The 15994-nt window shown below is 71.2% G+C and carries 15 protein-coding genes and 1 CRISPR repeat array; of the genes, 5 read left to right on the top strand and 10 right to left on the bottom strand.

The genetic code is table 11. The features are described 5' to 3' along the window. Positions 1-131: 131 nt before the first annotated feature. The gene (locus KCH_RS37185; RefSeq protein WP_051653002.1) at positions 132-470 is read right to left on the bottom strand and encodes a helix-turn-helix domain-containing protein; all 339 of its coding nucleotides are present in this window, start codon (positions 468-470) and stop codon (positions 132-134) included. A gap of 263 nt (positions 471-733) precedes the next feature. On the opposite strand from KCH_RS37185, the gene KCH_RS12270 reads away from it, so the two are divergent. Beyond that, entirely contained in the window at positions 734-1987 is a 1254-nt protein-coding gene (locus KCH_RS12270) for an IS110 family RNA-guided transposase (RefSeq protein WP_035862564.1), read from the top strand. A gap of 244 nt (positions 1988-2231) precedes the next feature. Next, positions 2232-2882: a hypothetical protein gene (locus KCH_RS12275; protein ID WP_035862566.1), complete on the top strand. Its 651-nt coding sequence runs from the start codon at positions 2232-2234 to the stop codon at positions 2880-2882. Positions 2883-3019: 137 nt separating this feature from the next. On the opposite strand, the gene KCH_RS47180 is transcribed toward KCH_RS12275, so the two are convergent. The 3 genes from KCH_RS47180 to KCH_RS41265 all read right to left on the bottom strand — a co-directional run bounded on the left by KCH_RS47180 (position 3020) and on the right by KCH_RS41265 (position 5618). Next, positions 3020-3475, bottom strand: coding sequence for a DUF6283 family protein (locus KCH_RS47180; RefSeq protein ID WP_084223516.1), 456 nt, complete (start codon positions 3473-3475; stop codon positions 3020-3022). A 62-nt stretch (positions 3476-3537) separates the two neighbouring features. Next, positions 3538-5073 (bottom strand): terminase large subunit domain-containing protein, encoded by a 1536-nt coding sequence (locus tag KCH_RS12280; RefSeq protein ID WP_035862567.1) that lies wholly within the window; start codon positions 5071-5073, stop codon positions 3538-3540. Further along, a complete protein-coding gene (locus tag KCH_RS41265; RefSeq protein WP_035862570.1) occupies positions 5070-5618 on the bottom strand; it encodes a hypothetical protein in 549 nt (182 codons plus the stop codon). Before KCH_RS41265 ends, KCH_RS12280 begins: the two co-directional genes overlap by 4 nt. Before the next feature lie 128 nt (positions 5619-5746). Between KCH_RS41265 and KCH_RS12290 the strand changes: the two genes are divergently transcribed. Together KCH_RS12290 and KCH_RS12295 are read left to right on the top strand one after the other, a co-directional pair. Beyond that, positions 5747-6661: a hypothetical protein gene (locus KCH_RS12290; RefSeq protein ID WP_035862572.1), complete on the top strand. Its 915-nt coding sequence runs from the start codon at positions 5747-5749 to the stop codon at positions 6659-6661. Positions 6662-6742: 81 nt separating this feature from the next. Beyond that, positions 6743-7090, top strand: a complete 348-nt coding sequence (locus KCH_RS12295) for a hypothetical protein (protein WP_157032017.1) — start codon at positions 6743-6745, stop codon at positions 7088-7090. A 526-nt stretch (positions 7091-7616) separates the two neighbouring features. Here the strand turns inward: KCH_RS12295 and KCH_RS12300 are convergent. From KCH_RS12300 to KCH_RS12310, 3 genes are all read right to left on the bottom strand, one after another. Then, the gene (locus tag KCH_RS12300; protein ID WP_425268761.1) at positions 7617-8564 is read right to left on the bottom strand and encodes an ATP-dependent DNA ligase; all 948 of its coding nucleotides are present in this window, start codon (positions 8562-8564) and stop codon (positions 7617-7619) included. A gap of 136 nt (positions 8565-8700) precedes the next feature. Next, entirely contained in the window at positions 8701-9372 is a 672-nt protein-coding gene (locus KCH_RS12305; protein ID WP_035862580.1) for an HNH endonuclease family protein, read from the bottom strand. A gap of 122 nt (positions 9373-9494) precedes the next feature. After that, positions 9495-9758 (bottom strand): hypothetical protein, encoded by a 264-nt coding sequence (locus tag KCH_RS12310; protein ID WP_051653003.1) that lies wholly within the window; start codon positions 9756-9758, stop codon positions 9495-9497. Between the two features lie 515 nt (positions 9759-10273). Between KCH_RS12310 and KCH_RS37190 the strand changes: the two genes are divergently transcribed. Beyond that, positions 10274-11752, top strand: a complete 1479-nt coding sequence (locus tag KCH_RS37190; RefSeq protein WP_244305306.1) for an RNA-guided endonuclease InsQ/TnpB family protein — start codon at positions 10274-10276, stop codon at positions 11750-11752. Between the two features lie 85 nt (positions 11753-11837). Further along, positions 11838-12292: direct repeats of the CRISPR family, unit length 29 nt; unit sequence GTCCGGCCCGGGCGCGCAGGGGCTGACCG. Positions 12293-12377: 85 nt separating this feature from the next. Here the strand turns inward: KCH_RS37190 and KCH_RS12320 are convergent. From KCH_RS12320 to KCH_RS37195, 3 genes are all read right to left on the bottom strand, one after another. Beyond that, on the bottom strand, positions 12378-12935 hold the full coding sequence (locus KCH_RS12320) for a site-specific integrase (protein WP_157032018.1): 558 nt from the start codon (positions 12933-12935) through the stop codon (positions 12378-12380). Positions 12936-13743: 808 nt separating this feature from the next. Then, complete coding sequence (locus tag KCH_RS12325) at positions 13744-15156, bottom strand: ParB N-terminal domain-containing protein (protein ID WP_035862587.1); 1413 nt, start codon at positions 15154-15156, stop codon at positions 13744-13746. Beyond that, the gene (locus tag KCH_RS37195) at positions 15149-15814 is read right to left on the bottom strand and encodes a ParB/RepB/Spo0J family partition protein (RefSeq protein ID WP_051653004.1); all 666 of its coding nucleotides are present in this window, start codon (positions 15812-15814) and stop codon (positions 15149-15151) included. Before KCH_RS37195 ends, KCH_RS12325 begins: the two co-directional genes overlap by 8 nt. Positions 15815-15994: the final 180 nt, after the last annotated feature.

Genomic DNA, 15994 nt, shown 5'->3' on the forward strand with positions numbered 1-15994 from the left:
CGCGCAGGCCGCCAAGCCCCCGAGAAGTACAAGTCCCGCTACAGCGGCACCAAGCCGCACCCCACCCTTGATCATGGACAGGGAACGTAGCAGGGGACACGAACAATCCGCGACGGAACCGGGCCGCCGTCTCACCCAGCGGCGCTGCTCCCCGAAGACAGTTCGGCCAGCTGCGCCCACAGCCCGGCCGGGTAGAGGTCGAGGGACAGCGCCACCTCCAGGCGCGTGATGGTCACCATGTCCGCGGACTTCTCGCCGGCCACCAGCCGGTTCACTGTGGCGTGGCCCACGTCGGCGCGCCGCGCAAGTTCGCGGGCGGACCAGCCCTTCTCGGCCAGCGCATCGCGCAGCCGCTTCGACACGGCCCTTGCCACCACCGCTTCCACCGGTGCGTCCGGAGCGAACTCGACGTCCGGCCACTTCCCGGACAGCGCGTACCAGGCGGCGGGCTGGATCTCACGCGACGGCACCGGCGTCCTCCTGTGCATCCGATGGCATTGACCGCCCCATCCTGCCCGGTCACCAGCCCCTACCCCAACGTTCCGGCCCCTGATGCCGCTTGCCCCGGCACGGGTGGATCACATATGGTCCACCCAGGTGGATCACACGTGATCCACCTGGGTGGCCGGTGTCGCCGATCTTCAACTGCCCGAGCTGTGTCGTGGCCAGCGGGCAGAGCGGGGGAGGTCGGCGCCCCGGCCGCCCAGAGGAGGACCGCCGGGAGGGCAGCGACATGAAGACGTGGGCGCTTTACGCCGGGATCGACTGGTCCAAGAACCTGAACGACCTAGCCGTGGTCGACCGGACCGGCCAGGCAGTCGCCGCCCACCGCTTCGAAGCCACCCCCGCCGGCGTCCGCGAGGCCCTGGCCGTGATCTCCGCGCTGCGCGCCAGCCACGGCTTCTCCCGCAAGTCCGTGCCGGTCGCCATCGAGGCCAGCCGCGGCCTGCTCGTCACCGCACTGCGCCAGCACGGGCAGACCGTAGTGCCCGTCCACCCGGCGACCGTCGCTCGCTACCGGGGCCGCATCAACCCAGGCAACCGCAAGAAGTCCGACGCGGGCGACGCCGCGCTGCTGGCCAACATCTTGCGCACCGACGGCCACCTCCACCGGCCACTCCCCCGCCACAGCGAACTCGTCGAAGCCCTCGGCACCCTGACCCGCGCACAACTGCGCGCCGTCCGCACCAGGCAGCACCACTACCTGCAACTCCGCTCCCAACTTCGCGCCGTTCACCCCACCGCGGTCACGGCTTGGGCGCACCTCGGCGGCCGCCTGTTCCGGCCCGAGGCCCGGGAGGTCATCGCGCTCGCACCAGCCAGCGGCAGCGCCGCCCGACTGACGCGCCGACAGATCCGTGCCGCCCTCGAACGCGCCGGCCGGACCCGTTTGCTGGACGCCGAGACCGAACGGCTGCACGCATTGTTCCAGGTCGCAGCCCTCCGCAACCCTCCGATGGTCGAAGACGCGCTCGGCCGTGAAGTCCGCGCCACCGTACGGCTCCTGTCCGAAGCCTGCGCCAGCGCCGACGAACTCGCTGAAGCCGCAGGCGAGCTGTTCACCCAGCACCCGCAACACCCGATCTACCTCTCCTTCCCCGGCGTCGGCCTGCTCACCGGCTCCCGGCTGCTCGCCGAACTCGGCGACGACCCCAACCGGTTCGCCACTGCGAAGGGCATGGCCGCCTACGCCGGCGCCCGCCCCTTCACCTGGGCGAGCGGCGACTCCCGCAAGGTGCTGCACCGCCGGACCGCAGCGAACAAGCGCCTCGCCGCCTGCGGGCATCACTGGGCGTTCTCCACGCTGACCAACTCTCCGGAGTGCCGCGCCTACTACGACCGACGGCGCGCGGCAGGCGACCGGCACACAGCGGCCTTGCGCCGGCTGTTCGCCCGGCTGCTGTCGTCACTGCACCATTGCCTGCGTCACGACGAGGAGTTCGACGCCTCCGCCTGGCCGCGCGCGCCCGAGACGCCGGCCGGCTGACCCCCGGGTCGGCGGACAGGCGGCCGGGCCGGGAGAACGCCTGATGATTCACCCCGGACCACGAGTCCCGACGCGGGAGCGGTGCCGCGTCCGGCCGCCTCTCCGTCGACCCGGAACCCCAGATGGACAGGCGGCCGGAGCGAGACGCCCGATTCTACGAGCCGGGCCCCGAGCCCCGAAGAGGGTACGGCGCCGCCCGGCCACCACCCACCATCTTCAACTCCCGATGACTGGAAGGACTTTGATGCGCGGCCTCCTCAACGAAACATACCTGAACGACCTCTGCGAGCACCTCGCGGTTCGCCCGCCGACGCGCGGCACGTGGCTGGACCGGGCGCGAGGCTGGTCGGCCCCGCCGGGCGACCGCCGCCACGGAGCCTGGCTGCGGATCGTCACCACACCGCACATCCTCTACCAGGTCGCCGTCGAAGCAGAGGTACCGCTGCCCGCCCACACCCGCGACGCTCACCCGCTGCAACTCGTCGCCGAGGAGAACGCGATCGCCACGACCCTCGCCGTGTACGCCGCGCTCATGCCGACCGCCCCCGGAGGCGAAGCCCACCTCGCGGGCGGCCCCAGCATCGGCACGATCATCGGCACCTCGACCAAGCGCGGGCCCGCCCACGAGGTCACCGCCCGAGCCACGATCCGGGAGATTGCCCGCAGCGGACGTCCCGCCATGTCCCGACTCGTCCACGACGCCGGCCGGGCCCGCGGCTCCCGCGTCGACCTGCGCACCGTCGTCGCCGTCGCCTTCGGCATCGCCGGCAGCCAGCGCCCCCAGCGCCTCACCACCAACCCCACTGGGCACTGGCCCAACGCCCTCGACACAGAGCAGCAGGTGTGGGAGCCCGCCACGGAGGTAATCGGGGACTTCACCGCCGCCGCCCGGTAGGGCCGGGGACCGTCACCTCCGCGGTACCGCCGCTGGGCCGCTCACCGCCCACCAAGACGGTGCTGTGCAGCGGCCCGATCGGCAGCCCCATCCCGATCAGTTGAACGGCCCTCGACCGGTAGCAGGCGGAGCTGACGCTAGGTTCGCTCGATGTCCCGACGCGTTCTAGCGATCTTGTCCATGAAACGAACCGCGCGCCGACCAGGCGCTTCCAGGTCCGCCCGGCCATGGTCGGCCGCCTCGTTTCCGGAGGTGAACAGCGGCAGAGGCGACTCGTATCCGATGGTGGCTTCATACGCCGCAACGGTCAGGCGCCCACCCGCAACTGCGACTCGAAGCGCGAGGAGACTACTCGCGTCATGGCACCCGGCCCAGCCAGCGCAGATTCGGCTGGCCGGGCTGCCCTTGTCGTTCTGGTGGCACGAGAAGATCGCAGCGGGTTGATACGGCGTCTCACGGTCATAGCGGCGTAGCTTCTCGTACTCCTCGTCCGCCCATATCCCAGAGGGCACGTCTCGCCTGTAGGGGCAGCTGTCGCACGGGCGTGGAGCTGGCGGACGGATTGAGTCGGACACCCCGCAAGTATCGTGCATCCCAACGACACGACAGGCCTGGTCCGACCGTCCAAGCCCTCAACGCTTCCCCGACGATCGGCCTATCGGCGGCCCCGCAGTCGACCATCATCCATGCCCTGCCCAAGCGCGTCGGTCTGACCACTGCCGGCCAGTTCGGTGAGACCGTGGACCGCGGCGTCCATCCGGTCGGGGCTGTTCATGCCAGCCACCCAGGTCACCATCTGCCCTTCCAGCTCCGTGAAGTGGCCGACGTGGTGAACCCGGCCCTGGTCGTACAGCTGCGCCACCGGTTCGGCCCGCAGCCGCTTGCCAACCTTCGCGTTGACTTCGACGATCATCGGCATCAGCTCGCCGCGGGTCTCCCCGTCGCGGGCGAGCTGCTCCCACGCCTGCGAGACCACGGACTTGGCCATGTTGCCGCCGTAGTTGGCCTCCACCACGATGGCGTCCGCGCGCAGCGACAGCGCGAGGCGGCATGCGGTCAGGCCCCAGTCGTTCGCGCCGAGGGTGCCGGACTTGTCGGCCAGCACGTACAGGTGCTCGTCGTAGTCGGCGCCGAGGCCGACGATGCCGGTCTCGTCGTTGACGGTGGAGTCACCGCCGGACGGGTCGACCGCGACGACGACCCGGGCCAGCTCGACTGCGGCGAACTCGACCGGGGTGAGCCGGTGCTTGTCGATCCAGGCTCGCTGCCACACCCCGCCCTCGACGGGGCGGGGCTTCTGCTGGAACAGGCTCCACCACACGCGCTCGCCGACGGCGCGCCGGATCGCCGCCAGGGCCTTGCGCCCGTAGCGGGCCGGCCACAGCGGTTCGCCGATCTTCCGGCCGAGCGGGTCGTCCTCGCTGTCGGCGATGGCGGGCAGGTCGATGATCGTCCAGTCGGAGGCGGTCTCGCCGGCGAGGATCCGCCCGGCGAGGTCGTCCTCGTGCCAGCGGGTCTGGATGACGATCACGGACCCGCCCGGCTCGACCCGGGTGAGGAGAACGGCCTGCCACCACTCCCACAACCGCCGTCGCATCGTGGGTGACTGGGCGTCGGCGTCGTCCTTGATCGGGTCGTCGACGACGGCCAGGTTCGCGCCCTTGCCGGTCAGGCCGCCGCCGACACCGGCCGCGAACAGGCCGCCCTCCTTCGAGAGGATGTCGAACCGGTTCGCGGCCTTGCTGCCGGGGTGCAGGTTCAGGCCGAACTGCTCGCCCCACTCGGTGATCGCGTCCCGGATCCACCGGCCGTGGTCGTCGGCCAGGTCCGAGGAGTACGAGGCGATCATGACCCGGTGGTCCGGGCGCTGGGCCAGGTACCACAGCGGCGCCCACCGTGCCGCGCGCCGCGACTTGCCGTGCCGGGGCGGCATCGTCAGCAGCAGCCGGATCGACTCCCCCGCGGCGATCCGCTGGAACACCTGGTCGATCAGGTCCAGGTGCGGGGCCTGCATCTCCTTGCCGTCGGTGAGGACCGCGGCGAGCGCCCCTGGCGAGTGCCGCAGCGCCAACTCCCGCTCCACCGCCGCCAGCCGGGTGCGCAGCGCCGGCGACGCCCGGGCTGCGATCTCCCGGCGCCGCTCCGCCGACAGCTTCCGGTACTGCTCGACCAGGACGTCGACGCCGCTCACCGGCCGCCCCGCTCGGCGTCCGGGTCGGTCAGCGCGATCAGCGCCGCCAGCTCGTCGGCGGTCGCGTCGGTGACCTCGATCGGGCCGCCGTCCTGCCCGCTGATCTCCGTGCGCAGCGGCCGGTCCAGGCCGCGCAGCCGGGCCCGGCGCTCCATGATCCGCAGCGCCCGGTCGATCGCGGGCAGCTCGCCGTCGCGCACCGCCCGCCGGTACGCGACGAGGAACAGCCGGTCCAGCCGGGCGTCCTCCAGGGCCCGCAGCGCCTCCACGTCGGCCTGCGACGAGGCGATCCGCTGTTCCAGGGCTTCCGTGATGTCCCGGTTCACGGACCGGATCAGGGTCTCCTCGTCCGGCGCGGGGCGGCCCTTGGCGTACAGCTCGTGCCCGTACCCCAGCGGGTAGGCGATCCGGTCGGAGTTCAGGGTCGGGTCGGCGGCGAGCTTGCGGCCGACGGTCAGCGGGTCGGCGCCGGCCAGGCGCAGTTCGACGGCGTCCGCCCGCCGCTGAGCGATGGCGGCGCGCTGAGCCCGAGTGGGGCGGGGCATGGGCGCTAGTCCTCCAGGGTGCGCCCCCGCGCCACCACCCATGATCCCCTACCACGGGCGGGCCTCACATTTCAGGCGATTCCCGAAGATCACCCCGCTACGAAAGGCCGCTCGGTAGCGTCGGCCCCATGGACTTCGACTCCCTCCGCGACGTGGTGCAGCGCACAGTGCTGTCGCTGCCTCACGGCCCGCGTGGGCGAGGGAAGCTGCTGCTCCCCGGCCAGGGAGCCAACACCAGCAACTCCGACTGCGAACCTGACTTCGTGGCCGTCAGCGGCATGGACCTGGTCGTCATTCAGGCCAAGTCGATCGTGGCGGCACGGGGAAGCCAAGCCGAAGTAACACGGTTCACAGAGCATTTCCTCGCAGAAGCATCCCGACAGGCGGAGAAGGGCGCCGACCTGCAGGACGGCCTCAGTGCCTCAATCGTTCTCGCCAGCAGCACACTCGAAGTCGGCTGTGACCTGACCGGCGTGCTCGCCATGGCCTTGTCGAAGCCGACATCAACACGCTCCCGGGAGCAGTTGGTTGGCAGGGGCTTGCGGGCTTTCATCGGCGGCAACGCACTACGCCGTCGTGACGACCAAAACCGCCAGCATGTCGACCTGTCTCCGCTGAATAGCAAGCTGTTCAGCAAGCCTCCCAGCAACGCCGCCCCCGGCGCTGACCACCAGCGTTGGCGGCGCCAGGTGGAATCGGGCTACCTGCTGCTGCGCAGTCGAAGCGCCGGCGTCTCCCTCTTCGACAGCAAGGCCGCCCTCTGGCAGCGTCAACTGGAATCGGCGTACCTGCTGGTGCGCAACCGCCGCGCCGAGTCGGCGCGACTGCTTCTCCCCGGCTACATCGTGGCGGGCCCCAGCGGCTTCGGGAACAGCAGCGAGACCGACCGGCTGGCGACAGCCTGCGGCCTGACCCGCCTCAGCGTGGCCCTGATCCCGCGCCCGCCCAGTACCGCAGCCTCCGGGGCTGGTGCCCCCGGCCGCGCGGCCAGGGAGAGAGCTGCGTGGAATTCTCGTGGGCACCGTTTCAGCCTGGCGGCCTGACGCTTCCGTCCGCCCCAGCTGACCCCTCAACTCTCTCTGGGTCCTTGTACATACAAGATCAACGAGAGGATGACCACTCTCATGAGTGGCGACATCACGATCAGGTTCGGGCTGCTGGAGCTCACCATGCCCGCCACCCCAGCCGGGTACGGCATCGCGCTCCTGGCCCTCGGCGGACTAGTGTCCGCCTACTACGTCTACGTCGTCAGGAAGCGCCGTCGGGACGACGAGTTCCCGCCGGGGCCCAACGGCTCGGGTGAGTCCGTTCCGTTGGAGCCCGGCGACCCCGACGGGCCCACCCCGGTCGACTCCCGGCCCCAGTTGCCAGAGCCCCGTGGACAGCGCAGCCGCCCCCAGCCGAACCGTCGTCGGCGGGCCCGGCAGCGGCAGTCCCGAAGGGAGCGGCGCCGGCCTCCGGCCCGCCACTGAACACCCCGCTGGGCCCCGCCACGTGGCGGGGCTCAGCCCGTTTCCGCCCCAGCGGCTCCAGCCGGGCGGGTACGATCCGCTGTGCGGCGACCAGTGTGCCGCGGTGCCCTCCAGCGGGATCGGCACGCCCACGGCCACGGTGGGCCTGGTGTTCGGCACGGCTGCCGGGGTGAGGATCGCAGGCTCGGCACGGCCCTCCACGAGGGCCTGGCCGTTGACGCCCTCACCCGCCCAGCAACCCGGGAGCGCCCGTGGCCACCACCGCCTTCACCAAGACGCTGCCGGTCGGCCGGGCCGTGTCCGCCACCTCCCTCGTCACCGAGTTCGGCGCGGTCCCCTAGACCGTGACGGACAGCACGGTGGTGCACGGCTGGCGGGAGGAGGCGACCGAACACGGCGTGCCAGCGGACCGGGTGCCACCCGAGTACACGCACCTGATCACCGGGGCACGCGACACGCCGAGCGGAGAAGTCCGAGGCCGACGGGACGCCTCACGGTCTCGCTCACTGCTCACGGAGATGGCGCATCACGGTCGGGCTCCCCGATCCGGGGGAAGCTCCCCGACACCGAGGTCGATGCGGGCGCGGTGGGCGCGGACGGGGTGGCGCCAGCGCCCGGCGCTGTCGCGGGCGGTGTCAGCCGACACTTCCAGCACTACCTGGGGCTCGACCAGGCGGACGTCGAGCTTCTCCCGACTGCCCCAGCCGGCCGAGAACGTCCATCCGGTCCACGGGTGTCCGGTACCCTGGGCGGGCGTCAGCCGCCCAGCCAGGTCCCGAGCCAAGGCAGGGCTGAGGCCGGTGGTACGGCCGACGTAGCGCAGTTGCCCGTCCGGGTCCCGGCGGCCGAGCAGGACCGTACCGGGCATCGCCGGGGTGCCGGTGACCGCGCCAACGATGGCCTCGGTGGTCGTGCGGACCTTGTACTTCCGCCACGCCCGCCGACCCGGCAGGTACCGCTCGTCCAGCCGTTTGAAGCAGAGGCCCTCCAGCCCGGCCGCGGTCCACCCGAGCCACTCCCGCGCCACCGCCGGGTCGGTCGTCGACGGGCACAGCGCCAACGGCCCCGCCGCCGGCAGACCGGCGAACAGCTCCTCCAGCGCGGCCCGGCGCCGCACATACGGCCACCGGCTCAGGTCCTGCCCGCCGTCGTGCAGGAAGTCGAAGGCGACGTAGTGCGCCGGCCATTCCCGGGCCGCATGCTCCGCCCGCGCCCCGCGCGAGGCGAGCCGGCGCTGCAGCCGCTCGAACGCCAACCGCCCGCCTTCCCACACCACCAACTCACCGTCCAACCCCACCCCCTCACCCAACTGCGCCTGCGCGGCGCGCACAACCTCCGGGAACGCTGCCGCCATCTCCGCCCCGCGCCGCGACCGCAACGCCACTCGCCCACCCTCACCGACCGCCAACTGCGCCCGGTACCCGTCCCATTTCGGCTCCGCCGCCCAGCCGATGGGCAGGTCGGGGCTGCTCACCGGCTCGGTAAGCATCGGCTCGGGCAGTGTCCACGAGGTCACGACTCCCATCGTCGGGGCGGGAAGCGGCGGGTGCAGCCGGTGCCGTCCCTGGCCGGCACCGGCTGCGCCCGCCGCGTCCTGGTGCTGCGGGTGGTCAGCGGGCGCGTACCACGGTGATGACGGGGTTGTCGCAGCCAGCGGCGATCCGCTGGACGGCGGTGTGCTCGGTGAGGTCGACGCTCAGGCCCCAGCGGGTTTTGACGGTGACCCAGTCGGCGATGTAGCGGCAGGTCGCGCTGGCGGCGGGGGGCATCCACTGGGCGGGGTCGCGGTCGGCCTTGGACTGGTTGGCGCTGTCGTGGACGGCGAGGAGGGAGCGGCGGTCGTCGAGGTCGTTGGCGTAGGCCTGGCGCTCGGCCGGGCTCCAGGCCGCCGCGCCTGAGTCCCAGGCCTCTCCGAGGGGCACCATGTGGTCGATGTCGACGTCGAACTTGTCGGTCTGCGTGGTCTCGTCGTACCAGGACTTCCACACGCCGGTGCCGGCGACGATGGTGCAGCGCCCGGTGATCTCGGGCGCGACGACGGCGTCGCGGAGCAGGACCTCGTTGCGGGTGTTGCAGCCGTCCCGGTCGGCGTCGATCCAGTGTTTGAACTGCTCGCGGGAGTAGCCGTCGCGGGGGCCTTCGTCCTCGACGGGCAGGGCCGCGACCAAGTCCGACAGCGGGGCGCTGACCACGTCCCCGGCCGCGGCCGCGGCGGTGCTGGAGGGCAGGAGAAGGGCGGGAACGGCGAGGGTGGCGACGAGCACGGCGCGCAAGGTTCTCATGACCGGGTCTACGCGCCCGGCAGGCAACCGGTGACGGGCCGGTGCCGGAATTCATTCGATCGAACGGCAGCTGGTCGGCTCAGGACACCCCGGCGCGGTTCCCGGGTGCCGCCCGCGCCGCCTCACGTCTGCCGCAGCACCCGCTCGCACTCCAGGCACCGTACGGCGGCGAGCTCGGGCGGGTACCACCGCTGCCCGGGGCGGGTGCGCTGGTACTCGGAGTGTTCCATCTGCGCGGTGTCGAGGCCGCACAGCGTCACCGGGAGCGGATCCAGCGGCACATCCGGATCGGGCCCAGCGGCGTGCACAGCCACAACCGCCGGGTCGGCGCCGCCCGGGCCGACACCTTGGTCGGCGTCCCGCTCGACCAGCACGATGATCGACATGCCTCCGAGCCTCGTCCCGTCCACCGCCCGGCGCCACCCGGCAGGTCGCCGGCCACGGCCAGTGGACGAGCGCCGTGCTTGCCTTGGTCGAGGGCGGGGTCCGTGCCGTTCAGGGCGTGACAGCGTCAGCGGCGAGGTCTACGGTCTGCACAACGCTCGTCCGCCGGGCAGCCCGAGGCCGACGGACGTGCCAACGATCCCCGTCCCGGGTGCCCCACACGCGCGCGGGACGGATACGGCCGGCGGAGCAGTGGCCGGCCAGTACGCGGCTCTCCGCGGTGCCACGCCCTCCCCTGTCGCGTGCACCCCGGAGGGCCGCCACGCAGCGAGAGACCAGGCGACTCGCGGGGGATTCCGCCCGGGGCCAGATCGACACGCCGAACCAATTCCGGCCGCCAGTCGACTTTGTGACGATCAATCACATGAACGACGACCGGCACCCGTTGTCAGTGCCCCGGTCTACAGTCACTTCTCGTCGATGCCGGCGCCGGTTCGCGGAAGGGGTGAGGTCTGTCGTGACACAGGTGGAGACGCTGCGCGCGTACAAGTTCGCCCTGGACCCGACCGCTGCGCAGCTCGCCGACCTCGCCCGGCACGCAGGCGCGGCCAGGTGGGCGTTCAACCACGCCCTCGGCTCGAAGGTCGCCGCGCACCGCCAGTGGCGCGCCGCCGTCGATGCCCTGGTCGCCGGCGGCATGCCGGAGCCGCAGGCCCGCAAGGCCGTGAAGGTCCCGGTGCCGGGCAATCAGGCGATCAAGAAGACGCTGAACGGGTTGAAGGGCGACTCCCGCTCCGACCCGGCACTCCCGGACGGCTTCCACGGACCTCCCCGGCCCTGCCCCTGGTGGCACGAGGTGTCGACGTACGCCTTCCAGTCCGCGTTCATCGACGCGGACCGGGCGTGGGGCAACTGGCTGGACTCCCTGACCGGCCGACGCGCCGGCGGCCCGGTCGGCTACCCCCGCTTCAAGCGCAAGGGCCGCGCCCGCGACTCCTTCCGTCTGCACCACGACGTGAAGAAGCCGACGATCCGCCTCGACGGCTACCGGCGGCTCCAGCTCCCGCGCCTCGGGTCGATCCGCGTCCACGACTCCGGCAAGCGCCTGGCCCGCCTGATCGCCAAGGGCCACGCCGTGATCCAGTCCGTCACCGTCTTCCGCGGCGGCAACCGCTGGTACGCCAGCGTCCTCGCCAAGGTGCAGCAGGACATCCCCGACAAGCCGACCCGCGCCCAGACCGGCCGGGGCACCGTCGGCGTTGACTGGGGCATCAAGCACCTCGCCACGCTCTCCCAGCCCCTCGACCCCGCCGACCCGGCCACCCTCCACGTCGCCAACCCGCGCCACCTCGACGCCTGGAACCGGCAACTCGCCACGGCGCAGCGCGCGCTGTCCCGCACCGAGCGCGGGTCGAAGCGCCGCGCGAAGGCGGCCCGCAGGGTCGGCGCCATCCAGCACCGGATCGCACAACGGCGCGCCACCACGGTGCACCTGCTCACCAAGCGGCTCGCCACCGGGTTCGCCACCGTCGCCGTCGAAGACCTGAACGTCCGCGGCATGAGCGCCTCCGCACGCGGCACCGTCGAACAACCCGGCAGCCGCGTCCGACAGAAAGCCGGCCTCAACCGTGGCATCCTCGATGCCGCCCCCGGCGAACTCCGACGCCAACTCACCTACAAGACTTCCTGGTACGGCTCCACCCTCGCGGTCCTCGACCGCTGGCACCCGTCCAGCAAGACCTGCTCCTCCTGCGGAACAGCGAAACCCAAGCTGACCCTGAGCGAGCGGGTGTTCACCTGCACCACCTGCGGCCTGACGATCGACCGCGACCACAACGCGGCCGTCAACATCGCCAGACACGCCGTCGTCCCCCTGGTAGAGGGGGACGCTAACGCCCGCAGAAGTCCACGCCCGGCCGATGCAGGCCGGGACGGACACGCCGAAAGGCAGAAGCGGGAAGGCCCACCACCCGGTGGGTCACCTCGGCGGGAGTAATCCCCCCGACAGCCCCCACACCCCGGACAACTCCACAGAGGGTCAAGAAAGCGCAAAGCCCGGACAACATCCCAGGTCGCAAAGGGTCCGGCCCGGGCGCGCAGGGGCTGACCGACGCACCTTCTCGGCCCCTTCCCGGCGAGTGAGTCCGGCCCGGGCGCGCAGGGGCTGACCGGCCCTGTCCACCAGCCTGCGTTCGCTGCTGCTGTCCGGCCCGGGCGCGCAGGGGCTGACCGTCTCGTGCGCCACCTGCTTGCTGACCCACCACGTCCGGCCCGGGCGCGCAGGGGCTGACCGTTTCGACCAGCGTGCACTTGATCTGAAACGCAGTCCGGCCCGGGCGCGCAGGGGCTGACCGATATGGGAACCGGCATCCAGAGCGGCTCGTCGTCCGGCCCGGGCGCGCAGGGGCTGACCGAACGACAAGTGGTCGACAGGCAAGGAGTACACGTCCGGCCCGGGCGCGCTGGGGCTGACCGTCCTGTGGCGCCGGCGAGGGCGAGTCCTGCCGGTCCGGCCCGGGCGCGCAGGGGCTGGCCGGCAATCCGCTTCAGATCTACCGGGTTCCAAGGTGCTGTACCTGCTGCTCGGCGACGTCTCGGAGGGTCACCGAGCAGCAGGCGGCTCAGCTGGTGGCGAGCACGCCGAAGTGCTGGTCGATCAGCTCGGCGACTTCGACGTCCCAGCCTTCGGGGAAGCCCCGGCTGTCCACATTCACCACACCGGCGACGCCGAGGTAGGCGTATGCGCGATCACGGGCGACAACCGTGGGGAGTTGCTTCACGAGGAAGCCTCGGATGGCGTGCACGGAGGCGTCGCCGAAGCCCGAGTCCTCCAGGGCGCCCCCGAGATGATTGACCACGCGGCCTACGGTGGCGTGGCGGGGAAGGGAGCAGCGGAGTGGACCTTGGTCGTGCAGCTGTCCGCCAGTCAGGTCCTGGAGGGCTTCGCCGACCAGCTGTGCCACGGCGATAGTCCGGGGGCGCTTTCCCCTGAGCACGGTGACGTACCAGCGGGAGCCCTGGCGCTCTACGGACCCCTGCCGGGCGAGGTCCGCGATCTCGCTCGGGCGGAGGCCGGCGAGGAGCGCCAGCCGTTCGACCGTGGCGTACTCGGTGGGCACGCCGATGGTGCCGCGCAGGAACCTGCGGGCCTCCGGGATGGTGAGCGGGCGGGTGTCCAACCTCGGCGTCCCCTTGTGAGGGCCGGGGGACGAGAAGTGGCGGGGGCGCGCACTGCGGCTGTCGGGGGTGGTGGTGTTCACGGGCGGGCGCTCTCGGTTCGGGCCGTCGTCGCGGTCGGCGCGTCGGCGGTGACTTGCCGTTCGATGGCGGCGATGGGTGGCTGGTGCGCGGCCCGCTGGGTCTCCCCGGCCGGGCGGGCGGCGGCGCGGCGGGTCGGGGCCTCCTTGTCGGGGTGGGAATGAGTTCGCCCTGCCCGACGCCGGGGCGGGTCACGGTGACGCGGGGCCGGTCGCCGTGGACGTCCGGGACGCCGCGCACGGCCACGAGGTAGTGAGCGAACCACCAGTTGCGGCAGGTGCGGAACTCGCGACTGGCGGCGCGGGGGTCGTCCGGCGGGATGTGCACGTCGGTGAAGGGGATGGGCCGGACGCCGTCCAGGTGGACGGTGAGGTCCTGGACGGCGAGGGTCTGGGTGTGGCCGGGGGCGGCTTCGAGGGCGAGGTGGGGGTTGTCCTTCCAGCTGTAGGGGGTGGTGACGCCGCAGAGGTACCAGGCGATGGCGTGAGGGAACTCGTTTAGTTCGACTGTGACGCGGGTGATGTGTTCGTCGACGGCTCGGCTGTAGCGGCCGTGGAGGGAGACGGCGCAGTGTCGGCTCAAGTCCGCGCCTGTGACGTACTTGAGCCATAGGTGCCGGTACCGGCGTTCGCCGACCTGGACTGTGATGCTTGGGGTCAACTCCTCTATCCCATCTGATAGTTGATTCACACCATTTGTCTACATTTTATACTCCTTTAGGTGATTGCCCTAACTGCCGTCACGCTCAGCGCAGGCCGCCATCAGCGCCTCCACCAGCGGCTTGTGCCGGTTGTGCCGGTAGTTGCCGGGGTACTCCATGTTGAACTCCAGCTCCAGCGCGGCCCGCCGCTGCTCCGTCGGCAGCGCCCTCGGCCTCTGGCACACCGCGTAGATGTTCCCTCCGGTGGGATTGCCCCGGACTTCGACCTTCTCGAAGTACCGGTCCATCAACTCCCTCAGCGATTCCGGCGTGTGGAACCGCTGCATGGTCCACACCCCCTGCCTGAACGTCGCGGTGAACCCGTTCTCGTCCAGGAATTCCAGCGCCCGCCGGTAGCGGCCGTTGTTGCGCGCCTTCTTGCCGGCCATCCGGCGCTCGACCGAGCCGAGGGACCTGGTGCCCGTGAAGAAGGTGCCGTCGGCTGCGAGCAGGGAGTTGCAGGCCGTCACCACCGCGTTCTCGAAGTCCAGGCTGGTGACGGAGTTAAGGACCGAGTCGAGCACGACGACGTCGTACAGGCCGTTCGCGCGGACGTCTCGCTGGAGGTCGCGGATGTGCGAGACCGTCGCGGCGACGTCGAGGGCGTTCAGTTTGCCGGCGGCCTTGACGTGGGGCTCGTACCAGTGCGCGTCCCAGCCCTGCGCCTTGACGCGCTTGATGTATGCGAGTTCCCCGGCGCCGAAGTCGACCACGCGCTGGCCGGGGCGCAGCGCCGGCAGGACGTGCTGCTCGTACGTGGTGGACTTGTTGGAGTCGCCTTCGTCGCCGCCGAGGCGGTGCATCTGGCACCAGTGTTGGTTGTAGGCGCGGATGCCGAGCTGCGTGTAGTCGTACACGCCGTACTCGCCGTCCAGCCACACCGCCAGCTCGTCGGCTTCCTGCACGGACATGCGGTAGCACAGCAGCGGCAACTTCAGATCGGCCACGACCACCGCGTAGTCGTTGTTGAGGATGACCCGGCCGGCCGAGTCGGCGACGACCGAGCCCCAGGCGCCGTACCGGGTGACGAGGCGGCGGATCTCCGACTGGATCGCCGCGTTGGAGCGGGAGACCGCGGTGACGTCCTCCGGCTCGATCCACTCCCAGCCGTGCGCGTCCGGCGCGGATGCGCGCACCCGCACCTTGCTGCCGTCCGTCTCCACCGAGTTGTGCAGCAGGTTGAACTGCACTTCGTCGCCGGTGCTGACGTGCCCGTCGAGGAGGATCGCCGGGACGTGGCTCTCCCCGATGGCCTTCAGCGACTTGGTGCGCTGGTGGCCGGCGATCAGGATGCCGTTGCCGTTGACGATGACCGGCTTCACGCAGCCGTACAGCTTCAGGGACTGCTGAAGGCGGCCGAACGCCTCCTCGGACAAGCGGCGGGGGTTGTACGGGGCCGGCTTGAGACCGGCGACCGGATAGGCCTCGACGAACTCAGGCACCGGTCTGCTCCTGCCCGGCCTCGTGCTGGTCGAGGAGGTAGTGCGCGAAGCCGGTGTCGGTACCGCGCGCGGTGTAGAAGGCGTCGTGGACGTTGTTGAGTCGCTCGACCTCCTCCCGGGTGATCTGCACGCGGGTGGTGTCCCACTGCACGAAGCCCCACTGGAGGTGCTCGTCCGCCGTCCGCTCGCCTTCGCGTTCGATGGTCTCGGCGGCGAGCTGGGAAGGAAGTTCGATGCCGTCGAGGAGTTCATCGACCGCGTCCTGGTCGTAGCCGGTGCCGTCGAGGCTGCCCAGGCCGGACAGGATGTCGGCCAGCAGCTCGGTGTCGTACCCGGCCAGGTCGCTGGTGCGGTTGTCGACGATGACGATCTTCGCGGCGTCCTCGTCGTCGACGTCGACCCAGGTCACGGCGATCTGGTCCCAGCCGCGCTCGATCGCGGCGTCCCAGGTGTGATTGCCGGCCAGGATCTCGTTCGGGCGGCCGGTCCGCGTACCGCGGTTGACGACGATGGGCTTGAACTGGCCGTGCCAGCACAGGGATTCGGCGACGGCCGCGACGTCGCCGCGCCGCGGGTTGCGATGGTAGCGGGTCAGGTCGCCGATCGGGACGGCGAGGGGGAGGAGGGAGTCAACGATCCGGTCGATCGGTTCACGCACGGAACTGGTCCTTCGTAGGCCGATTCCCCGCGCCCTACGGGCCAACAGCCTAGACGATCAACGATCTCGGGCTGCCTGGCGCTTGCCGCCACGGAGTTGAACCGGAATCTGATGGCGCGTCGGACCTTTGGACAGCACCGAGGGACAAGCCCGAGGTTCACTCTTCCGCCAGACGTAGGG

Source organism: Kitasatospora cheerisanensis KCTC 2395, from assembly GCF_000696185.1.
Classification (GTDB): Bacteria; Actinomycetota; Actinomycetes; order Streptomycetales; family Streptomycetaceae; genus Kitasatospora; species Kitasatospora cheerisanensis.

Bases quoted from the DNA above. Each gene is read 5' to 3' on its own strand.
- KCH_RS41265 (WP_035862570.1), bottom strand. From the start codon at position 5,618: ATGCCCCGCCCCACTCGGGCTCAGCGCGCCGCCATCGCTCAGCGGCGG.
- KCH_RS12295 (WP_157032017.1), top strand. From the start codon at position 6,743: ATGAGTGGCGACATCACGATCAGGTTCGGGCTGCTGGAGCTCACCATG.
- KCH_RS12310 (WP_051653003.1), bottom strand. From the start codon at position 9,758: ATGTCGATCATCGTGCTGGTCGAGCGGGACGCCGACCAAGGTGTCGGC.
- KCH_RS12290 (WP_035862572.1), top strand. From the start codon at position 5,747: ATGGACTTCGACTCCCTCCGCGACGTGGTGCAGCGCACAGTGCTGTCG.
- KCH_RS12275 (WP_035862566.1), top strand. From the start codon at position 2,232: ATGCGCGGCCTCCTCAACGAAACATACCTGAACGACCTCTGCGAGCAC.
- KCH_RS12305 (WP_035862580.1), bottom strand. From the start codon at position 9,372: ATGAGAACCTTGCGCGCCGTGCTCGTCGCCACCCTCGCCGTTCCCGCC.
- KCH_RS47180 (WP_084223516.1), bottom strand. From the start codon at position 3,475: ATGCACGATACTTGCGGGGTGTCCGACTCAATCCGTCCGCCAGCTCCA.
- KCH_RS12270 (WP_035862564.1), top strand. From the start codon at position 734: ATGAAGACGTGGGCGCTTTACGCCGGGATCGACTGGTCCAAGAACCTG.